The following is a 20,486-nucleotide window of genomic DNA, read 5'->3' on the forward strand; positions in this document are numbered from 1 at the left end:
GTAATTCCGCGACCAGCGTCCGCAAGGTACGGCTGTCGCCGCAGTGGCCGCTTGTCCACGGCCACCGGGAAGCGGTGTGCGCCCGTCCGGGGTCCCCGCCGTGAGAAACGAAACGACCGTGAATACAACAGAAACCATCACTTCCGACGCCGACTTGCCGGAGCCGTCGGACTCCCCCGCCGCCGCCCGCGGTACCACCGCGCGCAACAGCCTGTACGCGCTGGCCATGCGGCTGCACTTCTACGCAGGAGTGTTCGTCGGGCCGTTCATCCTCATAGCGGCCGTCACCGGCGCGCTCTACGCGATCTCGCCGACGCTCGAGTCGATCGCGTCGCGCGACCTGCTGACGGTCACCGAGAGCGGAACGCCGAAGCCGCTGGCCGACCAGGTCGGCGCGGCCGTCGCCACCCGGCCGGATCTGCCGCTCGTCGCCGTCGCCCCGGCGGCCGGTGCCGAAGACACCACTCGCGTGCTGTTCAGCGACCCGTCGCTGGGCGAATCCGAGCGGTGGGCGGTGTTCGTGAACCCGTACACCGCGCAGCCGGTGGGCGATGCCGTCGTGTACGGCAGTTCCGGTGCGCTGCCGATGCGCACCTGGATCGATCGGTTGCACCGCGACCTGCATCTGGGCGAGCCCGGCCGGCTCTACAGCGAGCTCGCCGCGTCCTGGCTGTGGATCGTCGCGCTTGCCGGTCTGGTCATCTGGGTGCGCCGGGTGCGGGGCCGCCGGGCCCGCGACGGCTGGGGATGGCTCTGGGCGGCCGATCGCTCACAGCGCGCGCGAGGCCGCACCCTGAACTGGCACGGCGCGGTCGGCATGTGGGTGCTTCCGCTCGTGCTGCTGCTGTCGGCCACCGGCATGACCTGGTCGACCTACGCGGGCGAGAACATAACCGAATTGCGTGAGCAGCTCAGCTGGACCACACCCGCGGTCGGCACCGCCTTGCCGGGAGCGGTTGCGTCCGAGCACGATTCGAGTTCCGACCACCACGGCGGCGGCCACGCGGAGCACGCGTCCGCCGACCCGGCCGAGCGGATCGCCCAGCTGGATCGGGTGTACGCGAGCGCCCGCGCCGAAGGCATCACGCAGGCGGCCGAGATCGCCGTCCCGGCCGTACCGGGCAAGGCGTTCGCGGTGAAGGAACGCCGGATGCCCGGCGTCTACACCGTGGACTCGGTGGCCGTCGACGGCGCGAGCGGCGCGGTCACCGATCGACTGCCCTACGCCGAGTGGCCGCTGATGGCCAAGCTCACCAACTGGGGCATCCAGTTCCACATGGGGCTGATGTTCGGGCTGCTCAATCAGGTGTTGCTGCTCGCGGCGATGATCGGCCTGATCACCGTGATCGTGCGCGGCTACCTGATGTGGTGGCGCAGACGGCCGACCCGCGACGCGGGCCGATTCGCCCTCGGCCGGGCTCCGCGGCGCGGCGCGCTGCGCACGTCCTCGCTGTGGCTGGTCATCCCACTGGCGGCCGCCGCGCTGGTGGTGGGGTGGTTCGTCCCGCTGGTCGGATGGAGCCTGCTCGTCTTCCTGGCGATCGACGTGCTGATCGGCGTCGCCGGACGCGGGCGCGCCACCGCGTAGATCCCACATATCCGCGGGCGAACGCCCGTTCTTCCACGACCTACCGAACCTCACAAGGTATGGCCGTCGCTTCGCCATGCCTCCGAAACCAAGGATTTCCATGCACATCACGAAACTCGCCCTGGCCGCCGCGTTCACAACGGCTGCCGTGAGCATCTGCGCGGGCACGAGTTCCGCCGCGCCCGCCGGTCCCGCGAACACCGCGTCAGCGAAGGCCACATCTACCGAGGCCGCCGCCGCGGGTGTCGGTTTCACCGCACACGCCACCGAGACCTCCAGCATCATCACCACCGATTCCGGCTCGCTGGTGGTCGAGGACCAGGTGCTGAAGCTGAAGGCCGCCGACGGCACCGTCGTCGCGGGCGCGCCGTTGACCTTCCACCTCGACGAGTTCGAATTCCCCATCGCCGCCGAGATCTCCGAGCGCACCGCGACGCTGACGCCACAGTTCGATCTGGCGCACGCGACCTACAAGCCGGTCGCCCTGCCGTTCGAGGACAAGGCGCCGTGGAAGACCGAGTACGACCGTGAGCAGGCCGCCTGGTCCCGTTTGACCAGCACCGTCGGCATGGGCGCCACCATCGGCACGCTCGTCGGCGGTATCGGCGGCGCCTCGGTCGGCTGCATCCTCGGCGGCATCGCCGGAGCAACGGTCGCCGCCGCCACCATCGTCGGCATGTTCGGCCCGTTCATCCCGGCCGCCGCCGTCGGCTGCCTCGGCGGCATCGTCGCCGTCGGCGCCCTCGGCACGGTCGCGGGACAGATCCTCGTGACGGCCCCGGTCGCCGTCGGCGCGGCGATCATGTACTTCAGCACGATCAACTCGCCCATGCCCAAGGCACCCGAACCCCAGAAGTAACCCTTCGCCGCTGCTCCGGTGCCGGGGCTTCGGCTGAGCCGGGTCGGACGTGATTACTTATTTCCGACCCGGTCATCGGGCTATTTCCGGTCAGGAAATATCGAAGGACGTTCCGGCGTAGCGCTTCGCCGATTCGAGGACCGCCGAGTGGCCCATCGGAGCAGCGCGGCAGCGTCGAGTTCAGGGGAGAAATCCGACCGCGAGAACGAAAATGTCTCATACCCGACACCTCTCGACAGTGCTCAGGTCGAGGGTGAAAGATCATACGCGACGGTCACTGTCGCCCGTCCGGGGGAAATCCAACAACATCGTCCGATGATTGGACTTCCAATGTTTATCAAGAAATTGGTGGCTACCGCCCTGTTGGCCGTCGCGTCAACGGGCATAGCAATGGCCACAGCACACGGTGAGGGCACCCTGGCAGACCTCACGATGAACGGGGTGGATGGGCCGATTTCCTACACGACAACGCTCGCGGCGGATCACCGCACCGCTACGGTCGATCTGGCTTCGGGACGGTTCGAAGTCACACCGGCAGCGGTCAACGTGCTCTCCGACGATGGCGCGATCGTCGGTGCGATCCCGACGACACTGCGTATGGAGACCGGTCAGAATTTCAGCGTCATACCATCGGTCGACCCGTCGGCTAGGACACTGACGCTGACACCGGCGGCCGGTGTGCCGTCACCCGGCGCGGTCGCACCCGAGCTACAGGGCCTGATGCACGACGCCCTGTTCGGCGGCGCCATCCTCGGCGCGGCGATCGGTTGCGCGATCGGCATCGCCATCGGCATCTGGTTCTTCATCGTCGGCGCCGTCATCGGGTGCGCGGTCGGCGCAGCCGTCGGTGCGTGGTTCGGCTTCTTCTTCACGCCGTTCTGATCGATACGGAGGACCGAATTCCGAGTATCTACACGAGCCGGGCGGGTCACGAACCCACCCGGCTCTCTCTGTGAAAAATGCGCCTGGGGGTCCCGATATGCGGCGGGCTACGTCATATCGTCGCTATCGCGAGGTCGGCGAGCAGGGTGCGTACATGTCGTTCGATCTGGCGGCGGATGGCACGCACAGTATCGTGATCTTGTCCGGCGGGGTCGTCGATTTTCCAATCGAGATAGCGTTTTCCCGGATAGTAGGGGCAGGCGTCACCGCAACCCATGGTGATGACGACATCCGAGGATTCGACGGCTTCGGGGGTGAGGATCTTCGGTTTCCGGTCGGTGATATCGATGCCGATCTCGCGCATGACATCGGCGACGACGGGATTGAGGCGGTCGGCGGGCGCGGAGCCCGCCGAGCGGACCTCCACTCGGTCGTGCGCGAGGTGAGCGAGCAAGGCGGCGGCCATTTGTGAACGCCCCGCGTTATGGACGCACACGAATAGCACGGTCGGTTCGGCTGACATTCGGCTAGATGCCTTTCAGTGGGCCGCGGTGGTGTCGACGGGAACGACGGCGTTGTCGGCGGCTGTCGCGGCGGTGGCGGGGTAGAGGACGGTGACGAGCGCGAGGCCGATGAGCGCGCCGATGATCTGGGCTGCGATGTAGCCGGGCGCGGAGGCGGGGGCGATTCCCGCGAAGGTGTCGGAGAAGACGCGGCCGACGGTCACGGCGGGGTTGGCGAAAGAAGTGGAGCTGGTGAACCAGTAGGCCGCCCCGATGTAAGCGGCGACCGCAGCCGCCGACAGCGCGGCGCGCCCGGATCGCGCGAGAGCGAAGACGACCGCGACGAGTCCGGCGGTGGCGATCACCTCGGCGAGGAGATGACCGCCGGTGACGCGGTGCTGCGTCGAGATCTGCACCGCGGGTCGGTCGAACATGAGGTTCGCCAGGATCGCGCCGGTGCTGCCGCCCGCGAGCTGGGCGGCGATGTAACCGGCGAGATCTCCGGGAGGTAGACCGGTCCCGTGGCGGCGTCCCAGCAGCCAGTCCGCGAGGGAGACGACCGGGTTGAGATGGGCGCCCGAGACAGGCCCGAAGACCAGGATCAACACCGCGAGTCCGAGCACGGTCGCGGTGGAGTTCTCGAGCAATTGCACGCCGGTGTCGTTCGGGGACAGCTGCTGGGCGGCGATGCCGGAGCCGACCACGACGGTGACCAGTAGGGCGGTGCCGAGGTATTCGGCCAGCAGCCTGCGCGTCAGCGCGGTCATCGCGCCGCCGCTTCGGGAGCGGCGATATCCAATAACTGGGACAGCTGACGCAGCGCGGCGGGTTCGACGCGGTAGTACACCCACGATCCGCGCCGCTCACTGCTGAGCAGTCCGGCTTCGCGCAGCACTTTCAGGTGGTGGGAAATAGTGGGCTGACCGACATCGAAGCCCTCCGCGAGTTCGCAGACGCAGGCCTCCTGCCTCGCGCGGCTGGCGACCGTCGACAGCAGCCGCAACCGGACCGGATCGGACAGTGCTTTGAAAATGCCCGCCAGCTCCACGGCGGCGCCGGTGGTCAGCGGTCGACGGACCAGGGGCGTGACCTCACACGACGGTGAGGTCACGCCGATCAGCGGTAACTTCGATTTCGACACTCGTCGATATTGATGTATATCGAATCCACGGGCAAGCGAACACTCGGTGAACCCGTGCGCCGTGCCGGATCAGTTGCAGCAGGTGGCGCCGGAGGCGACCGCCGCTTTCTTCGCATTCGAGCCGCAGCAAGCGCCTTCGGCGGCAGCTTCCTCGGCGGTGCCGCAGCACGCCTGAACCGCTTCGGCTTCGGTGAGCCCGGCCGCACCGGCGGGGGCGGCGCCGAAGGTGTCGCTGTCGGCGAGGACGGTGTAGACCTCCCAGCGTTCGGCGTCCGGGGCGGCGACCCAGACCTTGTCCTGGGTGGCGAAGCAACAGGTGGTGGCGATCTGCTCCTCGGTGAACAATCCCGCTTCCGAGAGGCGCGTGATCTCGGCGTGCACCTGGCCGGAGGTCTCGACCTCCACACCGAGGTGGTTGACACTGCCGCCGTGGCCGGGGTTCTCGATGAGCACGAGTTTCAGCGGCGGTTCGTCGATGGCGAAGTTGGCGTAGCCGGGCTTGCGCTTGGCGGGCTCGGCGGCGAAGAGGGTCGAGTAGAACTGCACGGCCCGGTCGATGTCGTCGACGTTGAGGGCGAGCTGGATGCGGGACATGACTACCTCCACTTGTGTGACATATATCGAAGAACTTCTCCGGTGCTGAGTCTGCCACCTTTTCGACATATGTCAACAGAGTCGGTAGGGTTGAAGTCATGCCCAAGACGCTGCCCGTGATCGATATGTCCGCCCCGGTCTGCTGCCCGCCGGTCGCCGCCGGACCGGTCGACGACGCCGCCGCGCTCGAAGTGGCACTGCGCCTGAAGGCGATCGCCGACCCGGTGCGCGTGAAGCTCTTGTCCCTGCTGCTGACCAGCCCTCCCGGCGAGGAGAACGGCGGCGACCTCGCCGCAGCCGTCGGAGTGTCGGAGTCGACGGTCAGCCACCACCTCGGCCAACTTCGCAAGGCCGGTCTCGTGGACTCCGAACGCCGTGGCATGAACACTTTCCACCGCGCCCGCCGCGACGCCCTGGCAGCACTCTGCGTAGTCCTCGACCCGAACTGCTGCCGCTGATCTCGTGCGCTATCGGGAAGAGCTGACGCATCTGGCCGTCGACGGAGGCGTAGGGGCTGCGCTTCGATCCGCCGCCGGCGGGGGCGTCAGGAGGTGTGGCGGTTGACGAGGAGAGGGATCAAGAGATCCAGCGGGGACAGTTCAGGGGCCGCGTTTTCGAGGGGGTGATCGAGAAGGGGGGCGGCGTAGAGGCGGCCGGTATCGGGTCCGGCCACCGTTCGGGCACTGGCGATCAACTCGTAGAGCACGATCGCGACCACGTGAGCGCGTTGATCGCCGGGGTGGCGGCCCTGGCACGCGGCGACCGCCAATGCCGCGTCGACGGCGACGATGACGTCGGTGAGAACGGCTATCTCGGCTTCGGCGCGTTCGTCGTAGATCATGCGGTCGCCTCTGGGTCGCGCTGGTGGTCGTCGACCGCGGCGGGGCGACTGAGCGTCCCCGTCAGGAATGTTCTGCACTGACAGGCCCTTCGCGATCGTCGGTCGAGCCGGGACCGGGGACGCGACGCCACCCCGGCACGAGGTGTCGTGCACGATTCGGACGTCCCGTCACACAGGGTTCGATTGTGCGACAAGGTTTCCCGGTTCCAGGTACACAGGCCACAATGCCCGGGCAAAATGCCTGGTGGAAGGCAACGGACACGCAAGTTCGAGCAATCGGCAGCAACGACCGTTCAGCGGGCCGAGGGGGAACCGTGGCAGAAGTGACGATGTGGACCGGCACGGATGTGAAGACCCTCCGCCGCGCGTGCAGGTTGACGCAGAGCGAACTCGCGGAGCTGCTGCGTTGCGGTCAACGGACGGTGAGCTTCTGGGAGAGCCGACCGAACCGCCACGTCGGTATCGGCCATCAAGCGCGGCTGGACAGGGTGTTGAAAGATGCGGACCTCGGGGCGCAGGAGCGTTTCCGGGCGTTGATCGGAGACCCGGACGTGAACCGGCGGCACTTCATCGCCGCCACCAGCGCGGTCATCGGCGTGGCGACGACGAGCAGAAGCGGTGGTTGTCCGACCGTCACGTCCGACGCGATCGGCCATCTGCGCAACACCGTGCACTCCGCACAACTCCTCGACGACCAACTGGGGTCGGATGCGGCGCGACCGATCATCGAAGCCCAAGCGCGGACATGCGTGTCGCTGCTGCGCGACTGTCCGCCGAGTCTGCGCCCGGCACTGCAATCGCTGACCGCGGAGGCCATGGCCAGCAGCGCGTGGTCCGCGTGGGATCAGGGCGATCTGGCTGACGCGGACAAGCAGTTTCGAATCGCCTATCGGCACGCGGACGAATCCGGCGACCCCGATATCGCGACCGGCATCCTCTGTCACCGGACCCAACTGGCGGTCCACATGCGCGAATTCCGAACTGCCGCCGCCCTCGCGGACGGAATGCTGCGGCCGCAGGTGAAGGACGGTCGCGTCGACGACTTTCGCAAGCTGTGCGCCGCGCAGGCATTCGCCTCCGCCGGACGGAACTTCGACGCGTGGCGACAGCTGCTTCGAGTACGCGACGAATTCACCGAGCAGACGACTCCGGACGAGTCGTACTGCTATTACCAGAGCGCGTGGACGACCGGCGCCATGACCGCCCGCTGCCTGGAAACGGGTGGCGAGCTCGAAGCGGCGGCCGACACGATCGACGGCGTGCTGGGACTGATTCCGGCCCATGCGGCCCGCGACCGGGCCTTGTGGAATCTCAGCCTCGCGCAACTCACCGCGCCACGTGACGTCGACCGTGCGTGCGCGGCCGCCAGGCATGCCATCGATCTCGCCGCGCGGCACACCTCGCCGCGGCTGCGCCGGGCATACACCGAAACCCGGGCGGGATTCGAACCGTGGGCCACCACAAAACCGGTCCGGGAGCTGGACTTTTACGCGGCGACCGTATTGGTGTAAGCCTCGCCCTGTTTGCCCTCCCACCCCTCGGGTAAGCGATGAATGTCCCGAGTCGCCCCCAAGGGAGCGCTTGTCAACCGAAAGACGCCCGTCCACGCGAGATGGTGTGGGTGGGCGAGGAAAGGGGTAGCAAGTGAGCACAATGGCCGCCACGGTGGACGTCGAGGTTCCGGTTCGTACCGCCTACAACCAGTGGACGCAGTTCGAATCGTTTCCGCATTTCATGGAGGGTGTTGAAGCAGTGGACCAGCTCGACGACCGGCACACGCACTGGCGTGTCCATGTCGGCCCGTCGACGCGTGAGTTCGACGCGACGATCACCGAGCAGCATCCCGACGAACGGATCGCCTGGAAGTCCGACAGCGGACCCAAACACGCGGGCGTCGTCACTTTCCATCGGCTCGACGACACCCACACCCGGGTGACCGCGCAGATGGACGTCGACCCCGAAGGGTTCGTGGAGAACGTGGCCGACAAGCTCGGAGTGCTGAAGCACCGCGTGAGCGGTGACCTCGAGCGCTTCAAGCACTTCGTCGAAGAACGAGGCCGCGAAACAGGCGCTTGGCGCGGTGATATTCCGCGACCGGGAGCCGCGGACACCGCCACGGAACGCGGCGCGACTCCTCGCCCCGGCGCCGGCCAGACCGGCACCCCCGGTGTCGGCGGGACCGGCGCACCGGGAATGGGCGGAACCGGTACGCCGGGCGTCGGTGGTACGCCGGGCACCGGCGGAACCGGCACCTGGCCCGGCGGAACCACCCGCCCCTGACGCCTGATCCGTGCGACAACCAGTGCCCCCGGGTTTTCCCGGGGGGCACCGTCGTGTCAGGCGGAGTCGCGCTCCTCATCGGCACCGTCCGCCGGGCGCGGTTCAGGGGGCACCTGGACCGGGCGCAGCAAGACCCACGCCACGAAGGCGAGCGCCACGGCCCCCATACCTAGCCCGGCCCAGAGGTTCACGTTGATCCCGCCGGTCTTGGCCTGCTCCGCCGCGGTGTCGTGTACCAGGCCGGTGACGACGAGAACGACCGCGTAGCACCCGAGCAACGCGCCGACGATGGTGCGGATATCGAAAAGCATTGTGGCGACTCCTTATCCGACGACAACGTTGAGCGCGATGACGAGCGCGAGCGCGATGCCCGCCAGCAGGACCGGGCGCTGATACCAGGGCAGTGTGCCTGCCTCGGGATCGGTGCGGACCGCCTTGGGCGTCTCCGAGTACACCAGCCCGACCAGTTCGGACGCCGGCTTCGGCCGCGTCACCTGGGTGACGAGGACGCTGACCACGATGTCGACCACGAAGGCCACACCGGCGGCGACGAAACTCGCGCCTTGCCCGGACAACTCGAACACACCCGTCTTGTGCAGGAGGAAAACCAGGATGGCCGAACCGGTTCCGCAGACCAGCCCCATCCAGCCCGCGGTCGGCGTCATCCGTTTCCAGAACATGCCGAGGATGAATGTGGCGAACAGCGGCGCGTTGAAGAAGCTGAACAGAGTTTGCAGGTAGTCCATCATGTTGCTGAACCCGGAGGCGATGAACGCGGTGAAGATCGCCGCCACGGTCGCTCCGATGGTGGCCAACCGGCCCACGCCGAGGTAGTAGCCGTCCGGGCGGTCGCGGCGCACGTACTGCTGCCACAGGTCGTAGCTGAACACCGTGTTGAAGGCGGAGATGTTGGCCGCCATGCCCGCCATGAACGCCGCGAGCAGGCCGGCCAGCCCCACCCCGAGCAGGCCGTTGGGCAGCACGTCCTTCATCAGGTACAGCAGCGCCTGGTTGTAGGTGGTGTCGCTCTCGAAGTCCGGGTTCGCGGTCACCGCCGCCTTGTACTCCGACATCTGCGGCACCAGCACCGCGCTGATCATGCCGGGGATCACGACGATCAACGGGATGAACATCTTCGGGTAGGCGCCGATGATCGGGGTGCGCCGCGCCGCCGAGATGGAATGCGTCGCCATGGCGCGCTGCACTTCGACGAAGTTCGTGGTCCAGTATCCGAACGACAGCACGAAACCCAGTCCGAACACGATGCCGAGGATCGACAGGAAGTCGTTGCCGAACCCGCTGAGGGCGTTGCCCGGCCAGGATTCCCACTGCTGCGCTCCGCCCGGTGACGCGCCGATCTTGTCGCGCAGACCGTCCCAGCCGCCGACCTTGTGCAGGCCGACCAGGGTGAGCGGCAGCAGCGCGGCCACGATCACGAAGAACTGGAGCACCTCGTTGTAGATCGCGGCCGACAGACCGCCGAGGGTGATGTAGGACAGCACGATCACCGCGGCCACGATCACCGAGACCCACAGCGGCCAGCCCAGCAGCACGTTCACGATGGACCCGAGCAGATACAGGTTGACCCCGGCGATGAGGATCTGCGCGACGGCGAAACTGAGCGCGTTCACCAGGTGGGCGCCGGTGCCGAAGCGGCGGCGCATGAACTCCGGCACGCTGCGCACCTTGGAGCCGTAGTAGAACGGCATCATCACCACGCCGAGGAACAGCATGGCCGGTACCGCGCCGATCCAGAAGTAATGGAAGGTCGGGAACCCGTACTCCGCGCCGTTGGCGGACATACCCATGATCTCCACCGCGCCGAGGTTGGCGGAGATGAACGCCAGGCCGGTCACCCAGGCGGGCAGCGAGCGGCCGGACAGGAAGAAGTCGATGCTGGAGGACACGCGCTGCCTGGCCAGCAAGCCGATGCCGATCACGAACACGAAATACAGGGCGACCAGCGCGTAATCGACCGGCTGCGCGTCCAACCGGAGGGTCTCGGCGGCTACCAGGTGCGGGGGTGGGGCGGCCGGGTGCAGGTCGGACACGATCGGCACGGCGGCGAGAACGGACGGATCGGCGAGCGGCACAGCGTTCCTCCTGGCGGTGAAACCGGGGCGGCGAGTGAGATCGTCCGTCGTGCGAGAGCATGCGTCGTGCTGGTCCTGCCCGGCGTCGCGCGACCTCCTCGTCGCCCGCCGAATGGTGTCGGCTGACACCACTCTGCGTGATCATGCCCTACCGGCGCGGCACATTCGCGCACAATCAGGTCGCTCGTTCAGCGGGCCCGGTGCGCTCCGGCGGCGGCAACCACCGCGAAGGTGCGCGGAGCGGCCAGACCCGCGTCGGCGAAACGCCGCCGCACCGCCGCCACCACCGCCTCGGTGCCCTCCCGGTCGACGAGCGCGATGGCGCTTCCGCCGAACCCGCCGCCGACCATGCGCCCGCCGTGCGCTCCCGCCGCCACCGCGGCCTCCACCGCCGCGTCGAGTGCCGGGGTGGACACCTCGAAGTCGTCGCGCAGCGAGGCGTGCCCCGCGGTGAGTATCGGCCCGATTCCCCGGGGGTCGACGCCTTCTCGCAATTTCTCGGCAACCGCGAGCACCCTGGCGTTCTCCGTCACCACGTGCCTGGCGCGGCGGCGCAGCACGTCGTCGGCGATCCGGTCCACGCCGGCCGCCGCCACATCGCGCAAGGCGGTGACGCCCAGCGCATCGGCCGCCGCGGCGCACTGGTCGCGACGCTCGGCGTAGCGGCCGTCCACGAGTTCGTGCGGCTGCCCGGTATCGATCACCAGCAGTTCGAGTCCGAACGCGGCGAGGTCGAAGGGGATCTGCTCGTGCCCGGTCCCGCGCGGCGCGGCGGTGTCGGCGGCGAATGCCCGCACGTCCAGCAAGAGCGCGTGCCCGGCCGTGCACAGTAGCGCGGCCGACTGGTCGAGCAAGCCGGTCGGCGCGCCGACGTAGTCGTTCTCGGCGGCACGGGCCACGTCGATCAACATCCGGTCGGTCAGGCCGGGCGCGAACAGGTCGCGTAGCGCGACGGCCACCGCGCAGGACAGCGCCGCCGAGGACGACAGCCCCGCACCGATCGGCACCGCGCCGTCGAGGTCGAGATCCACGCCGGGAATCCGGTGACCGCGCCTGGTGAACTCGGCGACCACGCCGAGCGGATAGCGCGCCCACCCGGGCACCAGTGCCCGCTGCCGGGCGAGATCGGCCACCGCGACGAGCACCGGCTCGCCGGGCCGCTGCCGCGAGCCCACCCGCACCAGCCCGTCGGTGCGCGCCGCCGCCGCGCACCGCACCACCAGCGGCAACGCGATCGGCAGGACGTAACCGCCGTTGTAGTCGGTGTGTTCACCGATGATGTTGACCCGCCCCGGCGCCACCCATGTCCGCAAGCTCGTCCCTCGCTGTCCTCGTCGGTCGTGCCAGGGTACGAGACACGCCGCCCGACCGTTGTTCGCGCCGCGATCGGCGCTCCTGACGCAGTCGATTCCGATGCGAGACCGGCCTGCGGATTCGGTGGCCGCGCAGGATCGGGAGGGCGTCATGACGCACGACACCCGCGGCGATTTCATCGCACGGCAGGTGCTGCATCCCGAGGAGTTTCGCGCGCCGAGATGGTGGATCCGCGCGTGCGGGAGTACGTGGCGCACACGTTTCACTCTTGTTGCGCCAACTGCCCGCGAGGGGGCGGCATTCCATGCCATGATCAAATCAGTTGTCCAGGGCATTGGTTGCCGAGCGCGCTGCGGTCGGTTGGGACATCTGCTCGTACAACAACACTCGGTTCTCGTTCGCCGGCAGCATCCGGGCAGTGCTCGACGAACAGGCGAACGTCGAAGTCGCGGTGGAGGATTCCCAGATCTGTTACGCGGCCCGGTGCACCGGGGATGGAGCGACCAAGGGGGGCTGATGACACCCAGTGAACAGCCACAGCCCGGCTGTCGGCGCGGTATCGGATCGGGCTGGTACGTGGTGCTTCTCGGGGGAGGCGCGGCCGCGATCGCGGTCCACCTGACGCTCGACTCACAGGTGGTGGCGTTCACCACGATGGCCGTCATCGTCGGCGAGACCCTCGCCATGATCGCCGTCGGCGTGCACATCCACCGGCCCGCGCACCCGTTGCCGTGGTATCTGCTGTCCGGCTCGGCGGTGCTGTTCGCCACCGGCACCACGCTGCGTGACCTCGGCGACCATGCGCTGCATCCGCTCGACGACGCGTTCACCCTGCTCGGTTATCTCGGCGTGGGGCTCGCCGCGCTGATCTGGTTCTGGCCGCGCCACGTGCACGGCAACTACGACCTGCTGCTGGACTCCGCCCTCATCGGGCTCGGCGCGCTGCTGGCCTCATGGACCTTCCTCATCTCCCCGATCCTCCGGTCCACCGAGACCGGGCTCGACGCGGTGGTGGCGGCGACCTACCCGGTGCTCGACGCACTGCTGCTCACGTTGGTGGCGCACTCGATGGCCACCTCCACGCGCGCGGAGACCTCGCTGTGGCTGTTACACGCCGGGCTGATCGCGGTGCTGCTCGGCGACCTGGGCTACAGCCTGGAGACCGCGGGCGCGACTACGTTCGGGCGCGAGGTGCTGCTGGCTCCCCTGCTCGCCGCCTACGCCACCGTGGGCGTCGCGGCGCTGCACCCGACCATGGCCGCGCTCGGCATGCCGCGGCGCATCCACCCGCACCACTCCCGGCAGCGCGCCAGCCTCATCGCGATCGCGCTGATCGTGGCCTCGCTGGTGCCGGTGGTCGGGTCCAGCCTGCGCCCGCTCGACCGCGTGGTGGGGTCGTCGCTGTTCGCGCTGTTGCTGATCGGGATGCTGGTGCGCAGCGAGCGCGCGATCGTGCGCAGCGCCCGCAGCGAGCGGCGCGCGCAGTACCAGGCCGACCACGACATGCTCACCGGATTGCTGAACCGGGCCGCGCTGCTGCGCGCGCTGCGGCAGCGCGGCGAACAATGGGCCGAGCGACCGATCTGCCTGCTGTTCATCGACCTCGACGGCTTCAAGCGGGTCAACGACAGCTACGGCCACGCCGTCGGCGATGAGCTGATCGCGACGGCGGCGAGCCGGATCCGGCGGGTGGTGCGCCGGGAGGACGTGGTGACCCGCTACGGCGGCGACGAGTTCGTCGTGCTCGCCCCGCTCGCCCGGCCGGAGGCCGCCGTGCTGGCCGAACGGCTGCTCGGCGCGTTCGTCCGGCCGTTCGGGCTGAGCGCGGGCGAGATCCCGATCACCGCGAGCGTCGGCGTGGCGTGCGTGGGTCCGTGCAGCTCGGACACCGACGCGCACAGCCTGCTGCGGGACGCGGACGCGGCCATGTACCACGCGAAGCAGTACTCGCTCGGCTACGCGTTCCACGACGACGTGCGGCGCGAGACTCCCGGCGCCGAGCGCCGGATCTGGCGCGCGGCCGCCCGATCCGCCAGTCCCGCAGTGTGACTCAGTCGCTCAGCTCGTTCAGCAGGCGCTTGGCCTCCTCGAGCTCGGCCTGTAACTGCTGCACCTTGGCCTCCTGCACACCGCGCAACGCGTCCAGGACCCCGGCGACCACCTCGGCCACCTCCGGATGCAGGATCTTCGCCGCCTGCGCCACGGTGGATCCGGCCACCGGAAGGCCGCGCAGGGTGCGCTTCTTACCGCTGACCACGTCGATCGACCACTCGCCGTCGGCGGTGCCGGTGAGCGTCACGGTGACCTCGGGCGCCTTGGTCTTGCGGGCGGCGGCCGTTTTGGCGGGCTTCGGCGCCGTCGCCGCCGCGGCTTGCTTGCCCGCGCTCTCGGCACGGCTCGCGGCCGCGGTGGTCTCCGCGGGCTTCGCGCCTGCCGAGGGCTGGGGTGCGCTCGCCTGCGCGGGCTGAGTCGCGGTGCTCGTCGTGGTCGACGGCTGGGTCACAGGGGTTTCCTTCCTAGGGGTCGACTTCGGCTGTGCGGTGGCGCCCGCCGCCCCTCGCGGCGGCTTGGTCAAGGTCACCTCGATGGGAGAGAAGGACAGTACATCCTTCGATCCGGTCGGGCGGACCTGCAGGAAGTCACCGTCGGCAGGGTCGCCGAGGGCGATCACCTTGCCCGAGCGCCCCTCCGGAACGCCGACCGCGGCGGCGGTGAACCACACCATGGGCGGGCGGCCACCGGCGATGTCCGTGGCGATCTGCTGAATCTCGCTGTCCGACAATGGTTGCGGCTTGGTTCGTGGGGAGGGCATGGTGACTCCGAGCGATTTCGTGGTTGGCTGCGTGCACAGATGATGCCCCACGCCGCCGACAGATTTGCGGGCCACCGTCGGATCGAGGCCGCGGGTAGTCCGATCCGGGCAATCAGCGAATATCTGGCAACAGCTTCCGGCATGCGCGAGCGGTGACTCGGCAGTCGACTCCGGTACCCCATGCGCGACATGATCCGCTCCGGCGAATCGGTATGCAGCACCGGTGATCAAGCGCCGTTCCCTCGAACCGGTATCCGGCAACGGGCGACATCAGCGATGCGCGGCATACGACGCTGCTCGCGAAGGCGCCACCGCACACCGGATTCCCCGCGGCGCGCTCAGCTCGGCGCCGTCGGCGCGCGCAGCGCGGGGAACCAGATGTCGGTGAGCACCTCGACGGCTCGGTCCGCCGAGACATCGATGGTGCCCTGCATCGCCCAGCGGGTGAAGAACCGTTCCAGTTGCGCGACAAGCAATTCCACCCGCAACCTCGCTTCGTCGTGCCGATCGGCGGGCCACCCGGCGAGGTAGGCGGTCATCGCGTTGGGCAGCGCGAGGATGCCGTTGCGGGCGATCTCGCGGAACTCCGGCTCCAGTGCGGTCGCCTCGTCCCAGGCGAGCAGCATGTCCTTGTACTCGTGGAACCACTCCATCGCGCGGGTCATCCAGCCGGCGAACTCGGCGCGTGAACCGGTCTCGAGCACCCGGTCGAGGTCCTGATAGAAGTGCAGCGCGGTGGGCGCGCTGCCCTGCTCGGCGATCGCGCGCAGGATCTCCAGCTTGCCCGCGAAGTGCAGGTAGAACGTGGCGCGGCTGCAACCGACCGCGGCGGCGATCTCGTCCACCCGCACGGCCGCGTAGCCGCGGGTGGCGAACAGCTCCTTGGCGGCCTCCAGCAAGCGGGTCCTGGTCTGCTGCTTCTGCTCGTCCCGCAGGTTCGTGTTCGCGTTCGTCCGCATGGTGAACCGGTACCCCGTCTCCGTAAAAGCCGAGCTGACGTGCTGCTTCCGCTGAGAGAGTCTACGCATGGACGGTCTTGATAGACAGTGCGTCATTCACTGGACGCGGTGTCTAGCGAGTGTTATTTTGTTGCCTACGTCACTCCGGCGCCACCCGCGCCGGATTGTTCGGCCGTCATCGACGACGGCCCTTCAGCACGAGGACAGTGAATGACGTCAACCGCACTCCCCCGCGTCTGCGTGATCGGGGCGGGCCCCTCCGGGATCACCGCCGCCAAACGGCTGAACGACCACGGCATCCCCTTCGACTGCTATGAGGCGTCCGACGAAGTCGGGGGCAACTGGTACTTCAAGAACCCCAACGGCATGTCGGCCTGCTATCAGAGCCTGCACATCGACACGTCCAAGTTCCGCTTGGCCTTCGAGGACTATCCGGCGCCCGACGAGTGGCCGGACTTCCCGCATCATTCGCAGCTGTTCCAGTACTTCCGCGACTACGTCGACCATTTCGGCATCCGCGACCGGATCGTGTTCGGCACCAGGGTGACCGCCGCCGAGCGCGGGCCGGACGGTCGCTGGCTGATCACGACGAGCGACGGGCACACCAAGGACTACGACGCGCTCGTCGTCTGCAACGGGCACCATTGGGATCCGCGTTTGCCGGACTACCCGGGCGAATTCGACGGCACGCTGCTGCACAGCCACGCCTACAACGACCCGTTCGACCCCGTCGACATGCGTGGCAAACGGGTCGTGGTGGTCGGCATGGGCAATTCGGGACTGGATATCGCCTCCGAGCTGTCGCAGCGATTCATCGCCGCGAAGCTCTACGTCTCCGCCCGGCGCGGGGTCTGGGTGCTGCCGAAGTACGTCAACGGCAAGGTCGGCGACAAGCGCTCGATGCCACGATGGATGCCGCCGAAGCTCGGTCTCAAGCTCAAGCAGCGATTCGTCCGGAAGTTCCGCGGCAATATGCGGGATTACGGCCTGCCCGAGCCGGACCATCTGCCGTTCGAGGCCCATCCCTCCGCGAGCGAGGAATTCCTGCACCGCGCGGGCTGCGGCGACATCGCCTTCAAGCCCGCGATCACCGCGCTGGAAGGCTCGCGGGTGCGCTTCGCCGACGGCAGCGTCGAAGAGGTGGACGTGATCGTCTGCGCCACCGGTTACCGCATCTCCTTCCCGTTCTTCTCCGACCCCGAGCTGCTGCCCGACCGCGACAACCGTTTCCCACTGTTCAAGCAGATGATCAAGCCCGGCATCGACAATCTGTTCTTCCTCGGGCTGGCCCAGCCGCTGCCCACGCTGGTGAACTTCGCCGAGCAGCAGAGCAAGCTGGTCGCCGCCTACCTCACCGGCCGCTATCACCTGCCGACGGCGGAGGAGATGCGGGCGGCCATCCGGTCCGCGGAATCGGCCAGGACGGGCCGCTACTACGACTCGCCCCGGCACACCATCCAGATCGAATTCGAACCGTACGTGCGGGACCTGCGGCGGGAACTCGCGCGTGGCGCGAAACGCGCCACCGCCGCGGGAAACGCGTTGCCGGTGCGGGGCCGGGCACTCGAACAGGTGTGAGGCGGCGATGACCACTACCACGGGAACCGCCACATCGGGCTTCTGCGCCGAACGATTCGCGCGGGTCCGAACGGAACTGGAGACCCGGCTCGCTTCCGGTGACGAACTCGGCGCCTCGATCTGCGTCACCGTCGACGGCGAACCGGTCGTCGACCTCTGGGGCGGGTACCGCGACCCCGGCCGCACCGCGCCGTGGACCGAGGACACCTTGGTCAACGTCTTCTCCCTCACCAAGACCATGACGGCGCTGTGCGCCCTGCTGCTGGTCGAGCGCGGGGAGCTGGACGTGTACGCGAAGGTGGCCGAGTACTGGCCGGAGTTCGCGGCGAACGGCAAGGGCGACATCGAGATTCGTCATCTGCTGGCGCACACCTCGGGCGTCTCGGGGTGGCAGCCGCCGATCGAACTCGCCGACATCTACGACGCGGAAGCGTCCGCAGCCCGCCTGGCGAGCCAACCGCCGTGGTGGGAGCCGGGCACCGCCTCGGGGTACCACGCGCTCGCCTACGGCCACCTGATCGGCGCGGTGATCCGCCGCGTCACCGGACGCTCGCTCGGCGAGTTCTTCGCCGCGGAACTAGCCGGGCCGCTGGGCGCTGACTTCCACATCGGCACCGCGCCCGAGCACCACGGGCGGATCGCCACCTTGGTCCCGCCCACCATGCCGGAGTTCGACATGGTCGCGCTCGACCAGGACAGCGTGCTGGTCAAGACGCTCACCAGCCCGTTGCTCGACATCGCCGAGACCGCGAGCGCGGCATGGCGGCAAGCCGAGATCGGCGCGGTGAACGGTCACGGCAACGCGCGTTCGGTGGCGCGAGTGCAATCACTGGTTTCCTGCGGCGGCGAACTCGGCGGACGGCGGCTGCTGTCGGAGGACACGATCGAGCTGATCTTCCGGCAGCAGTCCGACGGCGTGGATCTCGCGCTCGCGACGCCGCTGCGGTTCGGCATCGGCTACGGTCTGCCGCAGCGGCAGACCGCCCCGGAGGTGCCCGACGGCCGGGTGTGCTGGTGGGCCGGGTACGGAGGCGCGATGGTGGTCAACGACCTCGACCACCGCACCACGTTCGCCTACACCATGAACCGGATGGCGCCGGGCCTGATCGGCTCCGACCGTGCCGACGCCTATCTGCGCGCGACGTTCGCGGCGGTACGCGGATGATGCGGGCGTTGCAGCTCACCGACCCCGGCAAGACATACGGGGACACCAGATCCGACTTGATCGACTCCGTGGCACTGGCCACGTCGGGCAAGCTACGCGTCGAGGTGGAGCGCTACCCCTTGGCCGAGGGTCGCGCCGCCCTCGACCGGCTGGAACGCGGCCTGATCACCGGCCGAGCGGTCCTGATCCCCCAGCCGTGACTCATCGACCCCCTAGGAAGTACCCGATATGACAAAGCCCTTCGACCAGCAGGCATTCGTGGCGGAGGCCGCGGGCAGGCTCACCGGCCCCGGCGGACGATTCGAGATGGTGATCGAGGACGTGCTCGGCGCACCGATGCCGGTGGTACGCCACCGCAAGTCCTCGCTGCGCGAGGTACTCGTCGCCGCGTCGGCGCACGGCGACCGGGACTACCTGGTCACCGCGGACCGCCGGATATCGTTCACCGAGCATGCCGCCGCGGTCGCGGCACTGGCCACGGCCCTGCGCGACCGATTCGGCGTCGGCAAGGGCGACCGCGTCGGCATTCTCGCGGCGAACACACCCGAGTGGGTCATCACCTTCTGGGCGGCCCAGGCGCTCGGCGCGATCGCGGTGGGTTACAACGCGTGGTGGGCGCCGCGCGAGATCGCCTACGGCGTCGAGCACACCGGCCCCACCGTGCTCGTCGTCGACGCGAAGCGCGCCGCGGCGGCGGAACTGGACATCCGGATTCCCCTGCTCACCATGGAGCACGACGTACCAGCGCTCATCGCCGAACACCGGACCGACGAGTTGCCACACGCCGATATCGACGAAGACGACCCCGCGGTGATCCTCTACACCAGCGGCACCAGCGGACGGCCCAAGGGGGCGGTGCACTCGCACCGGAACCTGGTGGCCGTCACCGATTATCACCTCTTCGGCGATGCGCTGGCCGCCGCGCTCACCGGCGCGACCGAACTGCCCACCGGTCGGCGCTTCCTGCTCACCTCGCCGCTGTTCCACATCGCCAGCCTGCACAACCTGGCGGTCCCCCGGCTGGTCAGCGGCGACGCGGCGGTGATCCACCAAGGCTCGTTCGACGCCGACCGGGTGCTGCGACTGATCGAGACCGAACGGGTCACCAACTGGGGCGCCATGCCGACCATGGCCACCAGGATGCTGGACCTCGACCTGTCCGGCTACGACCTGTCCTCGCTGGCCGCGTTCTCACTGAACTCGGCGCCGTCGTCGGCCGCGCTGCAACAGAAGCTGCGCGATCAACTGCCCGTCGCCCGCAACGCGCTGGTGACCAGCTACGGGCTCACCGAATGCAGCACCGCCGCGACGCTGGCGAGTCCGGCCGAACTGGCGGCGTTCCCGGACACCGTGGGACGACCGGTCGTCGGGGTCACGCTGGAAATCCGTGACAGCGCGGGCAACGCGGTCCCCGACGGCGCGGAAGGCGAGATCTGGGTGCGCAGCCCCTACGTGATGCTGGGGTACTGGCAGGACGAGACGGCGACGGCGGCGGCGATCACCGCGGATCGCTGGTTGCGCACCGGTGATATCGGGATCCTGGAGGACGGCAGGCTGCGGTTGTCCGGGCGCCGTTCGGATCTCATCCTGCGCGGCGGGGAGAACGTCTATCCCACCGAGATCGAGCAGTGCCTCGAGGAGCATCCCGCGGTGCGCGAATGCGCTGTCCTCGGCGTGCCCGACGCCGACCTGGGTCAGCAGGTCGCCGCGTTGGTCGTGGTCGACAACAGTACGGCCACCAGCGAAGACGAGCTGCGCGCGTTCACCGCCGAGCGGCTCGCCTACTACAAGGTGCCCGCCCGCTGGCGGCTCACCACCACCGCACTCCCCCGCAATGCGACCGGCAAGGTCGTACGCGCCCAACTCGAGGTGTGAAT

The 20,486-nt window shown here is 68.6% G+C and carries 20 protein-coding genes and 1 pseudogene; 11 read left to right on the forward strand and 10 right to left on the reverse strand.

Annotated elements, in window-relative coordinates; genetic code table 11:
• Positions 1-118 precede the first annotated feature (118 nt).
• The 3 genes from ON29_RS21655 (at position 119) to ON29_RS21665 (ending at position 3,329) form a co-directional block, all read left to right on the forward strand.
• Positions 119-1,588, forward strand: a complete 1,470-nt coding sequence (locus tag ON29_RS21655) for a PepSY-associated TM helix domain-containing protein (protein WP_040868889.1) — start codon at positions 119-121, stop codon at positions 1,586-1,588.
• Between the two features lie 100 nt (positions 1,589-1,688).
• Positions 1,689-2,447, forward strand: coding sequence for a DUF8020 domain-containing protein (locus ON29_RS21660; RefSeq protein WP_040868891.1), 759 nt, complete (start codon positions 1,689-1,691; stop codon positions 2,445-2,447).
• A gap of 147 nt (positions 2,448-2,594) precedes the next feature.
• Positions 2,595-3,329, forward strand: a complete 735-nt coding sequence (locus ON29_RS21665; RefSeq protein WP_245549054.1) for a DUF8020 domain-containing protein — start codon at positions 2,595-2,597, stop codon at positions 3,327-3,329.
• A 112-nt stretch (positions 3,330-3,441) separates the two neighbouring features.
• Here ON29_RS21665 and ON29_RS21670 read toward each other — a convergent pair whose 3' ends face one another.
• The 4 genes from ON29_RS21670 to ON29_RS21685 form a co-directional block, all read right to left on the reverse strand.
• Complete coding sequence (locus ON29_RS21670; protein WP_040868894.1) at positions 3,442-3,852, reverse strand: arsenate reductase ArsC; 411 nt, start codon at positions 3,850-3,852, stop codon at positions 3,442-3,444.
• A 15-nt stretch (positions 3,853-3,867) separates the two neighbouring features.
• Positions 3,868-4,599: an aquaporin gene (locus ON29_RS21675; protein ID WP_040868896.1), complete on the reverse strand. Its 732-nt coding sequence runs from the start codon at positions 4,597-4,599 to the stop codon at positions 3,868-3,870.
• Entirely contained in the window at positions 4,596-4,973 is a 378-nt protein-coding gene (locus ON29_RS21680; RefSeq protein ID WP_040868898.1) for an ArsR/SmtB family transcription factor, read from the reverse strand. Before ON29_RS21680 ends, ON29_RS21675 begins: the two co-directional genes overlap by 4 nt.
• A gap of 69 nt (positions 4,974-5,042) precedes the next feature.
• Positions 5,043-5,567 (reverse strand): ArsI/CadI family heavy metal resistance metalloenzyme, encoded by a 525-nt coding sequence (locus ON29_RS21685; RefSeq protein ID WP_040868900.1) that lies wholly within the window; start codon positions 5,565-5,567, stop codon positions 5,043-5,045.
• Between the two features lie 98 nt (positions 5,568-5,665).
• Between ON29_RS21685 and ON29_RS21690 the strand changes: the two genes are divergently transcribed.
• Positions 5,666-6,025: an Rv2640c family ArsR-like transcriptional regulator gene (locus ON29_RS21690; protein ID WP_040868902.1), complete on the forward strand. Its 360-nt coding sequence runs from the start codon at positions 5,666-5,668 to the stop codon at positions 6,023-6,025.
• 86 nt (positions 6,026-6,111) lie between these two features.
• On the opposite strand, the gene ON29_RS21695 is transcribed toward ON29_RS21690, so the two are convergent.
• On the reverse strand, positions 6,112-6,408 hold the full coding sequence (locus ON29_RS21695; protein ID WP_040868904.1) for a hypothetical protein: 297 nt from the start codon (positions 6,406-6,408) through the stop codon (positions 6,112-6,114).
• 314 nt (positions 6,409-6,722) lie between these two features.
• Between ON29_RS21695 and ON29_RS21700 the strand changes: the two genes are divergently transcribed.
• The gene (locus ON29_RS21700) at positions 6,723-7,919 is read left to right on the forward strand and encodes a helix-turn-helix domain-containing protein (protein WP_217999265.1); all 1,197 of its coding nucleotides are present in this window, start codon (positions 6,723-6,725) and stop codon (positions 7,917-7,919) included.
• A gap of 133 nt (positions 7,920-8,052) precedes the next feature.
• Positions 8,053-8,511, forward strand: a pseudogene (locus tag ON29_RS21705) (SRPBCC family protein); the annotation flags it as partial.
• A gap of 233 nt (positions 8,512-8,744) precedes the next feature.
• On the opposite strand, the gene ON29_RS21710 reads toward ON29_RS21705, so the two are convergent.
• From ON29_RS21710 to galK, 3 genes are all read right to left on the reverse strand, one after another.
• Positions 8,745-8,999, reverse strand: coding sequence for a hypothetical protein (locus ON29_RS21710; RefSeq protein ID WP_040868908.1), 255 nt, complete (start codon positions 8,997-8,999; stop codon positions 8,745-8,747).
• A gap of 12 nt (positions 9,000-9,011) precedes the next feature.
• Positions 9,012-10,703, reverse strand: coding sequence for a sodium:solute symporter family protein (locus tag ON29_RS21715; RefSeq protein ID WP_040869066.1), 1,692 nt, complete (start codon positions 10,701-10,703; stop codon positions 9,012-9,014).
• Positions 10,704-10,969: 266 nt separating this feature from the next.
• On the reverse strand, positions 10,970-12,094 hold the full coding sequence (gene galK / locus ON29_RS21720; RefSeq protein ID WP_245549055.1) for a galactokinase: 1,125 nt from the start codon (positions 12,092-12,094) through the stop codon (positions 10,970-10,972).
• Positions 12,095-12,611: 517 nt separating this feature from the next.
• Here galK and ON29_RS21730 point away from each other — a divergent pair.
• Entirely contained in the window at positions 12,612-14,144 is a 1,533-nt protein-coding gene (locus tag ON29_RS21730) for a GGDEF domain-containing protein (protein ID WP_083863964.1), read from the forward strand.
• 1 nt (position 14,145) lies between these two features.
• Here the strand turns inward: ON29_RS21730 and ON29_RS21735 are convergent, their stop codons facing one another.
• Both ON29_RS21735 and ON29_RS21740 read right to left on the reverse strand, forming a co-directional pair.
• Positions 14,146-14,907 (reverse strand): DUF6319 family protein, encoded by a 762-nt coding sequence (locus tag ON29_RS21735; RefSeq protein ID WP_040869072.1) that lies wholly within the window; start codon positions 14,905-14,907, stop codon positions 14,146-14,148.
• Positions 14,908-15,245: 338 nt separating this feature from the next.
• Positions 15,246-15,866 (reverse strand): TetR/AcrR family transcriptional regulator, encoded by a 621-nt coding sequence (locus ON29_RS21740; RefSeq protein ID WP_040868910.1) that lies wholly within the window; start codon positions 15,864-15,866, stop codon positions 15,246-15,248.
• 210 nt (positions 15,867-16,076) lie between these two features.
• On the opposite strand from ON29_RS21740, the gene ON29_RS21745 reads away from it, so the two are divergent.
• Genes ON29_RS21745 through casG form a run of 4 tightly spaced genes read left to right on the forward strand, consistent with a single transcriptional unit; the run spans position 16,077 to position 20,484 of the window.
• Positions 16,077-17,444, forward strand: a complete 1,368-nt coding sequence (locus tag ON29_RS21745) for a flavin-containing monooxygenase (protein ID WP_040868911.1) — start codon at positions 16,077-16,079, stop codon at positions 17,442-17,444.
• 7 nt (positions 17,445-17,451) lie between these two features.
• Positions 17,452-18,609 carry an EstA family serine hydrolase gene (locus ON29_RS21750; protein WP_040868912.1) on the forward strand — a complete coding sequence of 386 codons (1,158 nt, stop codon included), beginning with the start codon at positions 17,452-17,454 and terminating at the stop codon, positions 18,607-18,609.
• A gap of 8 nt (positions 18,610-18,617) precedes the next feature.
• A complete protein-coding gene (locus ON29_RS21755; RefSeq protein WP_245549056.1) occupies positions 18,618-18,809 on the forward strand; it encodes a hypothetical protein in 192 nt (63 codons plus the stop codon).
• Positions 18,810-18,837: 28 nt separating this feature from the next.
• Positions 18,838-20,484, forward strand: a complete 1,647-nt coding sequence (casG, locus tag ON29_RS21760) for a steroid-24-oyl-CoA synthetase (RefSeq protein WP_040868916.1) — start codon at positions 18,838-18,840, stop codon at positions 20,482-20,484.
• The last annotated feature ends 2 nt before the right edge of the window (positions 20,485-20,486 follow it).

Source organism: Nocardia exalbida NBRC 100660, assembly GCF_000308575.1.
Classification (GTDB): domain Bacteria; phylum Actinomycetota; class Actinomycetes; order Mycobacteriales; family Mycobacteriaceae; genus Nocardia; species Nocardia exalbida.

Bases quoted from the DNA above. Each gene is read 5' to 3' on its own strand.
- ON29_RS21695 (WP_040868904.1), bottom strand. From the start codon at position 6,408: ATGATCTACGACGAACGCGCCGAAGCCGAGATAGCCGTTCTCACCGAC.
- casG (WP_040868916.1), top strand. From the start codon at position 18,838: ATGACAAAGCCCTTCGACCAGCAGGCATTCGTGGCGGAGGCCGCGGGC.
- ON29_RS21740 (WP_040868910.1), bottom strand. From the start codon at position 15,866: ATGCGGACGAACGCGAACACGAACCTGCGGGACGAGCAGAAGCAGCAG.
- ON29_RS21675 (WP_040868896.1), bottom strand. From the start codon at position 4,599: ATGACCGCGCTGACGCGCAGGCTGCTGGCCGAATACCTCGGCACCGCC.
- ON29_RS21710 (WP_040868908.1), bottom strand. From the start codon at position 8,999: ATGCTTTTCGATATCCGCACCATCGTCGGCGCGTTGCTCGGGTGCTAC.
- ON29_RS21685 (WP_040868900.1), bottom strand. From the start codon at position 5,567: ATGTCCCGCATCCAGCTCGCCCTCAACGTCGACGACATCGACCGGGCC.
- ON29_RS21670 (WP_040868894.1), bottom strand. From the start codon at position 3,852: ATGTCAGCCGAACCGACCGTGCTATTCGTGTGCGTCCATAACGCGGGG.
- ON29_RS21690 (WP_040868902.1), top strand. From the start codon at position 5,666: ATGCCCAAGACGCTGCCCGTGATCGATATGTCCGCCCCGGTCTGCTGC.
- ON29_RS21735 (WP_040869072.1), bottom strand. From the start codon at position 14,907: ATGCCCTCCCCACGAACCAAGCCGCAACCATTGTCGGACAGCGAGATT.
- ON29_RS21750 (WP_040868912.1), top strand. From the start codon at position 17,452: ATGACCACTACCACGGGAACCGCCACATCGGGCTTCTGCGCCGAACGA.
- ON29_RS21745 (WP_040868911.1), top strand. From the start codon at position 16,077: ATGACGTCAACCGCACTCCCCCGCGTCTGCGTGATCGGGGCGGGCCCC.
- ON29_RS21730 (WP_083863964.1), top strand. From the start codon at position 12,612: ATGACACCCAGTGAACAGCCACAGCCCGGCTGTCGGCGCGGTATCGGA.
- ON29_RS21660 (WP_040868891.1), top strand. From the start codon at position 1,689: ATGCACATCACGAAACTCGCCCTGGCCGCCGCGTTCACAACGGCTGCC.